Origin of the sequence: Sphingomonas sp. (assembly GCF_019242355.1) — a bacterium.
Classification (GTDB): domain Bacteria; phylum Pseudomonadota; class Alphaproteobacteria; order Sphingomonadales; family Sphingomonadaceae; genus Sphingomicrobium.
The window spans coordinates 1-12557 of record NZ_JAFAVR010000018.1 but is presented as its reverse complement, the minus strand read 5'-3'; the positions used below and the strand labels follow the sequence as shown (position 1 = coordinate 12557).

The window sequence follows — 12557 nt, the reverse complement described above, 5'->3', positions numbered from 1 at the left end:
ATCTTATAGCCGCGCTTGTCGCCCTTGAGCCGGCCGCGCGAGCCGACCGCGTCGCGGAACGGGCCGTAGAAGGCGGACGCATATTTGGCGGCATAGGCCATGATCGCGACATCCTGGTGCCCTTCCCGCTCGAGCATGTCGCGGATCGCGGCGACGCGGCCGTCCATCATGTCGGAAGGAGCGACGATGTCGGCGCCGGCCTCGGCCTGGACCTGCGCTTGCTCGACGAGGATGCCGACGGTGTCGTCGTTGATGACGTTGCCGGCGGCGTCGATCATCCCGTCATGGCCGTGGCTGGTATAGGGATCGAGCGCAACGTCGGTGAGGACGCCAACGTCTGGCGCGGCATCCTTGATCGCCTTGATCGCCCGGCAGATGAGATTGTCGCTGTTGAGCGCCTCCCGCGCGTCCTCGGTGCGCAGGTGCTCCGGCGTGTTCGGGAACAGCGCGACGCAGGGAATGCCGAGCGCGGAGGCGAGCTTCGCCTGGGCGCCGATGCGGTCCATCGACCAGCGTGAGACGCCGGGAAGCGAGCCGATCGGTTCCTCGCAGTCGCGGCCGTCGCAGACGAATAGCGGCCAGATGAAGTCGCTGGGGTGGAGGCGGTGCTCGGCGAGCATGGCGCGCATCCAGGGCGCGACACGACCGCGGCGCATGCGGAGGGCGGGGAAGGAAGCAGGCATGGCTGCGCCTCTAGCCCGCCCCTCCCCGCAAGGCCAAGGCCCTAGGCGGCGAGCGCTTGCCGGAGCGCCAGGGAGCGCAGGTGCAGGACATCATCGAGCAAGGCCGCCGCAGTGACTTCGGCCCCTGCTCCCGGTCCCTGGATCACCATCGGCTGCTCGCGATAGCGGTCGGACCAGATGGCGACGCGATTGTCGGTGCCGCCGCCGCCATGGAGCGGGTCGCCCGGGCATAGCTTCTCTAGCTGGACGCGGGCGCGGCCGTCCTCCAGACGAGCGACGAAGCGCAGGCTGCAGCCCGCGAACTGCGCCTCGACCAGATGAGCCGCGAGGGGAGCATCGAGAAGGACCAGGGCGGAATCGACGTCTCCCGGCGCGACGGCAGCCAGCTTCGGAGGCACCAGCGACTGGACCTCGACCTGGTGGCTGTCGATTTCGACGCCCGCGGCTCTGGCGAGAATCAGGATCTTCCGGCGGACGTCCTCGCCCGAGAGGTCCTCGCGCGGATCAGGTTCGGTGAAACCGCGGTCGCGCGCCTGGCGGACCAGTTCCGAGAAGGGCCGGCTACCGTCGTAATTGTGGAACAGCCAGGCGAGCGAGCCCGACATGACCCCGGCAATGGCATGGATCCGGTCGCCGCCGGCGCGAAGTTCACGGATCGAGCGGAGCAGCGGCAGGCCGGCGCCGACGGTCGCGCGATCGCCGAAGCCGGCGCCCTTTTCCGAGCAGGCGTCGCGGATCGCGCGCCACTGGTCGAGCGAGGTGCCGGCGGCGAGCTTGCAGGCGGTGGCGACGTGGATTCCGCTTGCAAGGCAGGCGGCATGGTTGGCGGCGGTGTCGGCGTCGGCAGTGGCATCGATCAGGATCCGGACGCCGCTGTGGCCGAGCGCGCGGATGGCGCCGGCGCGGTGGCTGTGCGGATTGCGAGCGCGGGCTGCCGGGAGCGCCTCGGCGCATTGGGCCGGGTGGAGTCCATCCGGATTCGAAAGGGACAGTCGGGTGTTGGCCGCGAAGACCAGGCGCAGGCTGTCACCAAGCGCGGAGCCCTGCCATTCGGCAAGGCGGCGCAGGACGGCGAGGCCGACGGTGCCGCTGCCGAGCAGCGCGATGCGCGCGACATCATCGGCCATCGACCACCTCCTTGCGGCAGGCGGCCGCGCGGCCGAGGGCGGCAATGAGATCAGTGGTGAGGTCGTCGAGCGCCTCGATGCCGACGGAAAGGCGGAGCAGGCCGGCGCCGATGCCCGCGCGAGCGCGCGCGTCCTCGCTCATTGCCGCGTGGGTCATGCTGGCAGGATGCGCGATCAGGCTTTCGACGCCGCCAAGGGATTCGGCAAGGGTGAAGCAGTCGAGGCCGGCGACAAAGGCTCGGACTGCCTCCTCTCCACCCGTGAGGTCGAACGAGAGCATCGCTCCGAAGCCGTCCTGCTGACGAGCGGCGATTGCGTGGCCGGGATGGCCGGCGAGGCCCGGATAGTGGACCGCAGCGACTTCGGGGTGCTGCGCTAGAAGCCCGGCAATGGCGGCGCAGCTTTCCTGCTGGATGCGCAGGCGGGCGTCGAGCGTTCGAAGTCCTCGGAGAGTCAGGTAGGAATCGAACGGCGATCCGGTGATCCCGAGCGCATTCGCCCACCAGCCGAGTTGGTCGGCGAGCGCGCTCTCGCGGGCGATGCCGGCGCCGCCGACGACGTCGCTGTGGCCGTTGATATATTTGGTGGTCGAGTGGACGACGATGTCCGCGCCGTGCTCGATCGGCCGCTGCAGGGCCGGCGAGAGGAAGGTGTTGTCGACAGCGACCAAGGCTCCGGCGGCGCGGGCTGCTGCGGACACGGCGGCGATGTCGGTGATGCGGAGCAGCGGGTTCGACGGAGTTTCGACCCAGACGAGGCTGGGCCTCCGCTCGATAGCAGCGGCGAGCTCCGCCCCATCGGTGAAGTCGCAGGACTCGAGCTCGAACGCACCCTTTGCGGCAAGCGCGGTGAAAAGCCGCCAGCTGCCGCCGTAGCAATCGTGCGGCACGAGCAGCCGGTCGCCTGGCTCGAGGAGCGCGTGGAGGACGAGGGTGACTGCGGCCATGCCGGTGGCGGTCACCACCGCGCCCGCTCCGCCTTCGAGGGACGCCAGCGCATCGCCCAGCTGGTCGCGGGTCGGATTGCCGCTGCGGGTGTAGTCGTATCGCCGCTTGCCGCCGAGACCATCGAAATTGAAGTTGGACGACAGGACCAGCGGCGGCACCACAGCGCCGAACGCGGTGTCGGAATCGATCGCGGCGCGGGCGGCGCGGGTCGAAAGGGCCTTGGTCATCGAGTGGTCTCCAGCGAAGCGAGGAATCGAATGAGGATGGCGGCGACCTGCGCGTCCTCCTTGAGGAAGGCATCGTGGCCGAAGCGCGAGCGGACCACGTGAAGGCGCGAGCCCGGAATCGCCTTGGCGAGAGGTCGAACATCCGACTCGGGAACGAGCGCGTCGCTGTCGACTGCGGCGAGGGTGACGGGCACGCGAATGTCCGCGGCGTCGATGCGGTGAAGGTCGATGGATTCGGACAGGCGGCGGTAGGCGGCCGGGCTCATGCGCCGGCAATGGCGCTGGCCCTGCGCGTCGAGATAGGGATCGGCGGCGACTCGGAGGCGGCCCCCGTCCAGCACCGGCGACGCATCGAACCGTTCGGCGAACTCCCGCGGTGTCCGGTAGGTCAGCATGGCCATGGCCCTGGCGAGCGCGACTCCGGCGTCAGGCTCGCCGCCCGCCTCGCCGAGGTCGAGCGCGCGGCGCTGGATGGAGCGGCAGGCGCTCGCGAACGGATGAGCCCGAGCCGGCGCGCTGATTGCGAGCAGGCTGCCCAGCGAGTCTGGATTACGGGCGGCCAGGTGCATCCCGACCATTCCGCCGTACGACGCGCCGACGAAGCCTGCGGCCCTGCCGAGCCCAAGCGCGTCCAGAAGCGCGGCGATCGCTTCGGCCTGGTCGGCGGGATCGATGGGGCGGTCGAACTCGCCATCGGCGCCGAGCCAGTCGATCGACAGCAACCGGTGACCGGACAGCGCCTCGCTCTGGCTTTCCCACCAGCCGGGCTCCGAGAACGTCTTGGAGGAAATGCTGTGGCGACCCGCGGAAATGCCGCCGGCGACGATGATCAAAGGCGCATTGGTCGGCCCGGTCAGCTCGTAACCAACGATGAACCGGGTCGGCCCGGCGTGGCGAAGCCGGAGCGACAACGGCAACTCGCCGCGAACGGCAGCCGCGACCGACCTGTCCTCGAAACTCGCTTGCTGGATCAATGTCACGTCTCGTCCCGTCATCCTCCTCCAGCGAGGCATGCGGGGTGACAGACAGTCGGTCTCACCGCGACGGGCGGTGAGCCTCAACCATCTGCCGGCGGACCTCAGGTCCCCGCAGGACTTGGCACCTTTGAAGCGGCTTTCGCTGCTCCCGGTTGCCCCGGCGTCTTCGGGCCTGTCCCTCAGCCGGTCTCGATGGATGAGCGGGAAATGCCGGTTCCAGCCGGCACTGTCAATCGGCCGACGAGTCTCAGCCCGCGGGGTTGAGCGCCCCGCCCGGCTCGCGCGTCGCGAGCGCCTCCTCGGTGCATTGCTCGCTGTCGGGCCGCTCATCCACGGTCATTCGGGCCTTCTTCCAGCCGCCGTGGAGATAGAAGCCGATCGCAAGCGCAAGGTTGATGAACGAGGTGACCGGGAAGCTCGTCCAGATCGCGTCGGCGCCGAGCCAGTGCCAGGCCGCGAAGATATAGCCGAAGCGCACCGGGATCAGCCCGACCGTCAGGACGATCAGCGGCACCCAGACCGCGCCATTGGCGCGAACGGTGCCGAACAGCACCATCATCACGCCGAACAGCAGGAAGTTCCACGTGGCCACAAAATGAATGTGGCGAGCAATCGGCAGCGCCGGGCTGTTCGACCCCATGAACAGCGACAGCACCTCCCGGTCGGCGAGCGTCAGGGCGACGATCAGGACGCCTGTGATCGCCAGGGTCTGGATGATGCCGAGGCGCGTGATCCGGCCGACGCGATCCCAGCGGCCGGCGCCGATATTCTGCGCCGCCATCGCGCTCACCGCAGCGCCGAGCGCCATCGCCGGCATCTGGACGTAGGTCCATAGCTGCAGCGCGACACCGAACGCCGCCGTCGTGTCGACTCCGACCGTGTTGACGAGGCCGATCAGCGCCAGCGAGGACAGCGAGATGACGATCATCTGGATGCCCATCGGGAAGCCCTTGACGACGATCGTCTTCAGGATGGCGAGGTCACACCAGAGATAGCGAAGCTCCGGCCCGCGCAGGCGCAGCGGCAGGTCGCGGACGTAGACGTAGGCGATCAGCGCGAGGATCGCGACGTAGTTGGCGACGAGGGTGGAGAACGCCGCGCCGGCAATTCCCATCTTCGGCGCTGGCCCCAACCCCAATATGAAAACCGGGTTGAGGCCGCTGTCGAGCACCACCGACAGGATCATGAACCACAAGGGGGTCATGCTGTCCCCGGCCCCGCGCAACGCCATCATGAACAGGGTCAGCAGAAGGATCGGCGGCATCGCGAGGAAGATGACGCTCAAATAGGCGTGGGCGAGCGGCGTCGCCTCCTTGGGCGTTCCGAGCAGCGCCAGGATTGAGCCCGACAGGAAATAGCCGGCGGCGGCGATGATGATGGTGACGACCAGGAACGACCCTGCAGCGGTACCGAAGACCTTGCGGGCGCCAGCGATGTCCTTCCGGCCCCAAGCCTGGCCGATGAGGATCGTCGAGGCCATGCCGAAGCCGAACACGAACGCCGTCAGCAGGAACATCACCATGTTGGCGTTGGACGTCGCCGCCAGCGCGTCCTCGCCGATTAAGCGGCCGACGCAGATCGCGTTGACCGTGCCGTTCAGCGACTGGATGATCGAGCTGGCGAGCGTCGGCAGCGCGAACTTGAGGAGGGTCGAGCCGATGCTTCCCTGCGTTAGGTCCTGGCCGGCGACTGTTGCTGGTGCGTCTGGCAATGCGCTCTCCTATTTGCACCCCGGCGAAGGCCGGGGCCCAGGCCGCTGCAAAGCAGCGGTTCCCGCTGCCCTGGGCCCCGGCCTTCGCCGGGGAACAGCTACTCCAAACGATCCAACGCCGCCCTTAGCCGTTCCGCCTCAGCAGACTTGGCCGCATGGTCGGAACGGGCCTTTTCGACCGCTTCGGGCTTCGCGCGGCCGGTGAAGTTCGGGTTGGACAGGCGTTGGGCGAGGGCGTCGCGCTCCTTCTCGGCCGCCGCTGCGGCCTTGGACAGGCGCGCCTTTTCCGCGTCCAGATCGAAACCTTCCAAGCCCAACGTATATCGAACACCGTCGTGAACAACCGTTAACCCTGAACGGGCGACAGCTGGGGGTTCATCCACCCGGCTCTCAACGCAGCGAGTGATAAGATTCAGCCGATAAGCAGAATCAAAGATGGTGAGCGATTCAACCTTTGTCTGTCGAGCGATAGTCGGACCAAATTCAGTGAACAGCCCAATGAGTTCATTGCGACGTTCCTTACCAACCTCTCCAAACCGAAATCCAATCATTCCCTTCAAGCCTGGAGGCACAGCGGATTCCGAGCGAACAGATCGAATTCCTTCAATCACCCCAATAAGCCACTCGATTTTCCTCTTGACCTTCGGATCGACCTGCGCCTGCGGATCTGGCCATTTGGCTGTGATCAGCGGCCAAGGATTTCCGTTCTCGTCGACGCGCTCTCCCATCGCGTTCCACAGCTCTTCGGTGATGAAGGGCATCAGCGGATGGAGCATGACGAGGATCTGATCGAACGCCCATGCGGCGACGCGCTTGGTCTCGTCGTCGAACGCGCCCTTCACGAGCTCGACATACCAGTCGCAGAAGGTGCCCCAGGTGAAGTGATAGATGGCGTCGGCCATGTCGTCGAAGCGCAGCTCGTCGAAGGCGCGGTCGAGCTTGGCGAGGGTCTCCACGACCTCGCCGATGATCCACCGGTTGACCGGCAGCGCGGCCTCCGGCGCCGCGATGCTGTCACTGGCGCCGACGCCGTTCATCTGCAGGAAGCGGGCGGCGTTCCACAGCTTGGTCGCGAAGTTGCGGTAGCCCTCGACGCGCTTCTCATCGAGCTTGATGTCACGGCCCTGGCTTTCCATTGCCGCCATGGTGAAGCGCAGCGCGTCGGCGCCGAAGCGGTCGATCAGCCCGAGCGGGTCGACGACATTGCCCTTCGACTTGGACATCTTCTGCCCCTTGTCGTCGCGCACCAGGCCGTGGAGGTAGAGCGTCTTCCACGGCGCCTCGCCCATGAACTCGATCCCCTGCATCGCCATCCGCGCGTCCCAGAAGAACAGGATGTCGAAGCCGGAGATAAGGACGTCGTTGGGGTAGTGGCGGCGCAGGTCGTCGGTCTGGTCGGGCCAGCCGAGAGTGGCGAAGGGCCACAAGGCGGACGAGAACCAAGTGTCGAGGACGTCTTCGTCCTGGCGGAGCTCAACGCCGGCTCCAGCCTGTGTTTGCGCTTCCTCAACAGTTTCTGCGACGAAAACATTGCCATCGGCGTCGAACCACGCAGGGATGCGGTGGCCCCACCAAAGCTGGCGCGAGACGCACCAGGGCTGGATGTTCTCGAGCCAGTTGAACCAGGTCTTCGCCCAGGTCTCAGGCACGATCCTGATCTTGCCGGAACGCACCGCCTCGATCGCCGGTCCGGCCAGAGTCTTGGCGTCGACATACCATTGGTCGGTCAGCCACGGCTCGATCACCACGCCGGAGCGGTCGCCGTAGGGCGTCGGGATGACGCGATCCTCGACGCGGATCAGCACGCTTTCCGCTTCAAGCCGCTCGACGACGGCCTTACGCGCCTCCTCGCGCGTTAGGCCGAGCAGGTCGTGCGGGATGAGACCGTCGCTGGTCTGCACCACTTTCGCTTGGGCATCGAGCATGTTCAGCATCTCGCCCGGCTTGAACCCTGCCCGCTTGCCGACCTCATAGTCGTTGAAGTCGTGGCCCGGAGTGATTTTCACCGCCCCGCTGCCGAGCTCCGGATCGGCATGCTCGTCGGCGACGATCGGGATCAGCCGGCCGGTGATCGGCAGCCGGATTTGCTTGCCAATGAGGCCGGTGTAGCGGCCGTCGTCCGGATGCACGGCGACCGCCATGTCGGCGAGCATCGTCTCGGGCCGCGTCGTCGCGACCTCGATCGCGCCCTGCCCTTCGGCAAGCGGATAGCGCAGGGTCCAGAACTTGCCCTGGACGTCGCGGGTCTCGACCTCGAGGTCGCTGATCGCCGTCTGGAAGCGTGGGTCCCAGTTCACCAGGCGCTTGTCGCGATAGGCGAGACCGCGCTTGTAGAGCTCGACGAAGACATGGGTGACGGCCTTCGAGAAGCCTTCGTCCATGGTGAAGCGCTCGTTCGCCCAGTCGCAGCTTGCGCCGAGCCGGCGAAGCTGGCGGGTGATGGCGCCACCGGATTGCGCCTTCCATTCCCAGACGTGCTGGAGGAAGGCATCGCGGCCGATCTCCTGCCTCTTGAGGCCCTGGCTATCGAGGTTTCGCTCGACGACCATCTGCGTCGCGATCCCGGCATGGTCGGTGCCGACTACCCAGAGCGCATCCTTGCCCCGCATCCGCTCGCGGCGGATGAGCACGTCCTGCAGCGTGTTGTCGAGCGCATGGCCGATGTGCAGCGAGCCGGTGACGTTCGGCGGCGGCATGACGATCGTGAACGGCTCGGCGTTGGGCCGTTCGGGCCGGAACAGGCCATTCGATTCCCAATGGGCATACCAGCGCGCCTCGATGCTGGCGGGATCGAAGGTCTTGGGAAGCTCACTCATGGCTCGCGGTTAGCGATGCCGCGATGCAGCATCAACCGCTACGGGCCAGCCGAACGCTTACGGACCGACGTCGTCGCTGCTTTCCGGCTGCTGGATCTTCTCGGGCGGCCCGGGTGCGAGCTCGAGCGCCTTGGCGATGTTCTCGTCCCAGCCATAAACGTCCGGCCGGAACTGGATCCGCGATCCGTCCCAGAATGCCGTCTGGTAGAGCAGGCGGACCGGGATCTCCTTCGGAAGCTTCACGAAACCATTGTCCTGGTCTGCCTGCATCGCGGTCGTGAACTTGTCGAGGACGCCCTGTTCCTGAGCCAGTGCAGTCGCGAACTGCAATGCGTTCTCAACCCGAACGCAACCATGGCTGCGATGACGATCCGGCAAGGCGAAGGCGGATTTCGCGGGCGTATCGTGGAGGTAGATCGCTTCGTCGTCCTTCATGTCGAACTTGACGAGGCCAAGCGAATTCTTCGGACCCGACTGCTGGACCCACTGATCGCCCTTCTGCACGAAGCCATTGTCCTGGAGATACGCCTGCGACTTGGTCGCAAGCTCCTTCTCGCCGATGCCCTTCGGCACGGTCCACGTCGGCTTGGCGACCAGCTGCACGATCGGCGCCTGCAATTGCGGCGTCGGCTTGTCGCCCTCTCCGTTGATGACCTTGCGGTGATCCACGTGCTGGCCATCGCGCCAATAGTCGAGGAAGGATGCGGCCGTGTTGACGTCGATCCGGGTTGCAACCGGTGTGCGGGGCAGCCAGCGCAGCCGCTCCATGGCGACCGCAAGCTGGCGCGCGCGCGCCGCCGGCCCAGTGCTCAACGCCGCGATCGTGTCCTTCCCGAGCACGCCATCGGGCTTCGTGCCGGAGTCCGACTGGAACTGCTTCACCGCTGCGACCAGCGCCGGCGAATAGACGGCGGGGGCGGCAGCGGGTTGCTGCTGCTGCCCGGAGCCTTGCGGTTGCGGCGGATTGCTGTCCGGGAGGTAGCCGCCGGACTGAAGCACGGCGACGATCGCCGGGATTCTGCTGTCGCGCGCGCCGGGTTTGATCGCCGTATCGCTCGAAATCGGCTGCTGCGCGGTCTGTCCAGCCAGTTTGGCGTAGCGCACGAAGGCGGCGCTCAACGCCTTGTATTCATCGGTCTGGGGCGGGAGCGAGTTCAGCCACTCGCCGACATTCCCCTTCTGCAATGCTTGTTGCAGACCCGCTCTGACATCCACCTTCTGGTGGGGAATGGTATAGACCTCGAACAGCTTGTTCGGATCGGAATAGCCATTGGCGAGGGCCGACGCATATTTAAGCGCGGCCTGGGTCAAGGCCGGTCCGGTCTCTCCGCCTTTCAGAAACAGGTCGGACCGGAGGCCGTTTTTCGGCGCCTGGGCGATCGCGTCGCGGAGCTGCTGCTCGTCGGACTCCTTCCACTGGACGGCGGGCATGTCCGACGTATCGGCCGACGCCGCGGCGTTGCCCTGGTTGGACGAATTGTCGCTGACCGAACAGGCGGTAAGGGCGACGCTATACAGGGCCAGGCCGAGGGCCGAGCCGATCCAATGATGTCTGTTCACGAAGCGCCCAACGCCGGGATCGCGCGAAGCGATCCATGGGCGTTCACAAATCAGTCCTCCAGCATGTTCGGATCTCGCAATCCCTGGCCAATCGCCGCGCGGAGGCTGTCGGCTTCGTTGCTGGTCACGGGATAGGCGCAATAGTCGGCGGCGTAGAAGGCGCTCGGGCGGTGATTGCCGGAAAGGCCGACGCCGCCGAACGGAGCGGTCGACGGGGCGCCATTGGTCGGCTTGTTCCAGTTGATGACGCCTGCGCGCACGTTCGCCCAGAACCGGTCGTAAAGCTCCGGACTGCCGCCCAGAAGGCTTGCCGCCAGCCCGTACCTGGTGGCGTTAGCCTCGTCGATCGCGGCTTCGAAATCCTTAACACGGATGACCTGAAGGACCGGCCCGAAAATCTCCTCGTCGGGCCGCTCCTTCGCTTCGGTCACGTCGATCAGGCCGGGCGTCAGGAACGGCCGGTCGGCGACCGGACGATCGAGCCGGCGAAGCGGATTGCCGCCCTTCATCATCAGGTTCAGCCATTGTTCCTGCACCTGGTCGGCGGCGGCATTGTCGATGACCGATCCCATGAAGGGCGCCGGCTCGGCAAAGGGCTCGCCAACGATGAGCCGGTCGATGAGCTTCCGGATCGCGGCGATGAGCTCGGCCTCCTCGCCGTCCTCAACGATCAGGCGCCTCGCGGCGGTGCAGCGTTGACCGGCGGTCAAGTAGGCGGACTGGACGATGATCTTCGCCGCGGCATCGATATCGCGCACGCTCCAGGCGACGAGCGGATTGTTGCCGCCGAGCTCGAGCGCAAGGATCTTGTGCGGCATGTCGGCGAACTGGCGATGAAGAGCCATGCCGGCGCGCGCCGAGCCGGTGAACAACAGGCCGTCGATGCCGCGCTGTCCGGCAAGCGCCCTGCCCTGCTCCGGGCCGCCGATGAGCAGGCGAACGACGCCTTCCGGAACGCCGGCCTGGTGGAAGCAATCGACCAGGAAGGCCCCGGTCGCGGGCGTCTTTTCCGACGGCTTGAAGACCACCGCATTGCCGGCGATCAACGCAGGGACGATGTGCCCGTTCGGCAGGTGCGCCGGGAAATTGTACGGCCCGAGGACGGCGAGCACGCCATGAGGCTTGTGCCGAACGGCGACCCGATTGCCAAGATCGGCTTCGAGCTTCCGATGCGGCGTCCGTTCGGCATAAGCATTGACCGAGATGTCGACCTTGTTGACGACGGCGGCGACTTCGGTCTTTGCTTCCCAAAGAGGCTTACCGCTCTCGCGGGCGATCAGCTCGGCAAACTGCGGCTCGCGCCTGCGGACCTGGTTGGCGAAGCGGCGCAGCGCCTCGATCCGGTAGGCGAGCGACAGGGCCGCCCAGGCCGGCCATGCCGAGCGTGCGGCAGCGACCTCGGCGGCGGCGTCCCCGACCGCGCCGCGCCAAACCTCGGCGCCGGTGGCCGGTTCCGTCGAGACGAGCTCGGCCGGCGTGCGTGACGCCTGCTCCGCGGCATCCTCGCTTTCGTCAACCTGCCCGTGCATCCGCCCTCATCGCTTCGCCCATACGACGGATTGCCTTAACCTTGTCCTCCAGTGGCCGCCAGTCGTCGCGCTCGGCAATGGCCGACCAGATTGCCTCGACCTCCTCGATGTGCATCGAGCATGGTTCGGGATCGGACCAATAAGAGTGCGCCGCGGGAACGGCACGTCCGTCGAGGGCGGTGCCAAGGGCGGTGAAATCATCCGACCGATAGGGCTCGGCGCCTGGGTTTCGGCCGCCTCGCCAGTCGAAGAAGAAGCGGTCGATGGTGACCGCCTGCGACTGAAGCGCGCGGATAATGAGCGAAGCAAGCTCGGAGTCGCGCTCCGGCGTGACTGGCGGCACTCCGAGCCTGCGGAGCAGTCGCCGGACCAGTGCCTGCTCGAAGCGGCCGCTCCATTCGGAAAGGGCTTCGGACAGCGGCGGCGCATCGGTAACGAGGGTCAGCGCGCCGGCGAACTGGGCGAGGTCCCAGTGGATCGCCTCGGGCTGCCGGCCGAACGCATAGAGCCCGTAATGGTCGAAATAGGCGGCGGTGAAGTCAGGGTCCCAATAAGGCGTGAAGCGCCAGGGGCCGTAATCGAAGCTCTCCCCGGTGATATTGATATTATCGCTGTTGAGCACGCCGTGGACGAAGCCGGAGGCGAGATAGGAGGCGGCGAGATCAGCGGTGGCCGCCGAAACCAGATCGAACAGGCGTAGCGCATTGGCCGCACCGTCGTCGCCGGCGCTCTCGCCGTAGAGCTGCTCCAGGCAATAGCGGACCAGGCGGGCGATATTGTCGGTCTCGCCCAGGAAGGCCAGCCGCTGGAAGGTGCCGATACGGATATGGCCATGGCTGAGCCGCGTCAGCACCGCGGAGCGTGTCGGCGACGGCTCGTCGCCGCGGTCAAGCTGCTCGCCGGTCTCGAAGAGGGCGAAGGTCCTGGACGTGTTGACGCCGAGCGCTTCGAGCATCTCGGTGGCGAGGATTTCGCGCACC

General features: G+C 66.6%; 9 protein-coding genes and 1 riboswitch. All 9 genes read right to left on the bottom strand.

Translation table 11 applies throughout. The features are described 5' to 3' along the window. Nucleotides 1-683 (bottom strand): porphobilinogen synthase (gene hemB / locus JOZ79_RS00725; RefSeq protein WP_294069229.1); only part of this gene is annotated, 683 nt, incomplete at its 3' end. Nucleotides 684-724: 41 nt separating this feature from the next. After that, a complete protein-coding gene (locus JOZ79_RS00720; RefSeq protein ID WP_294069226.1) occupies nt 725-1810 on the bottom strand; it encodes a hypothetical protein in 1086 nt (361 codons plus the stop codon). After that, complete coding sequence (gene metB, locus JOZ79_RS00715; protein WP_294069223.1) at nt 1800-2984, bottom strand: cystathionine gamma-synthase; 1185 nt, start codon at nt 2982-2984, stop codon at nt 1800-1802. Before metB ends, JOZ79_RS00720 begins: the two co-directional genes overlap by 11 nt. Continuing rightward, entirely contained in the window at nt 2981-3958 is a 978-nt protein-coding gene (locus JOZ79_RS00710; RefSeq protein ID WP_294069220.1) for a homoserine O-succinyltransferase, read from the bottom strand. The genes metB and JOZ79_RS00710 overlap by 4 nt, the downstream gene beginning before the upstream one ends. 84 nt (nt 3959-4042) lie before the next feature. Beyond that, nucleotides 4043-4160: riboswitch (SAM riboswitch) on the bottom strand. A gap of 48 nt (nt 4161-4208) precedes the next feature. Next, on the bottom strand, nt 4209-5672 hold the full coding sequence (locus JOZ79_RS00705; protein ID WP_294069217.1) for an MATE family efflux transporter: 1464 nt from the start codon (nt 5670-5672) through the stop codon (nt 4209-4211). Between the two features lie 98 nt (nt 5673-5770). Continuing rightward, nucleotides 5771-8488: a valine--tRNA ligase gene (locus tag JOZ79_RS00700; RefSeq protein WP_294069214.1), complete on the bottom strand. Its 2718-nt coding sequence runs from the start codon at nt 8486-8488 to the stop codon at nt 5771-5773. A 57-nt stretch (nt 8489-8545) separates the two neighbouring features. Then, complete coding sequence (locus JOZ79_RS00695; protein WP_294069211.1) at nt 8546-10048, bottom strand: L,D-transpeptidase family protein; 1503 nt, start codon at nt 10046-10048, stop codon at nt 8546-8548. Nucleotides 10049-10098: 50 nt separating this feature from the next. Further along, the gene (astD, locus tag JOZ79_RS00690) at nt 10099-11577 is read right to left on the bottom strand and encodes a succinylglutamate-semialdehyde dehydrogenase (protein ID WP_294069208.1); all 1479 of its coding nucleotides are present in this window, start codon (nt 11575-11577) and stop codon (nt 10099-10101) included. Beyond that, nucleotides 11561-12557, bottom strand: a 997-nt coding sequence (locus JOZ79_RS00685) for a protein adenylyltransferase SelO family protein (protein WP_294069205.1), incomplete at its 5' end; no start/stop codon positions are given. The genes JOZ79_RS00685 and astD, both read right to left, overlap by 17 nt.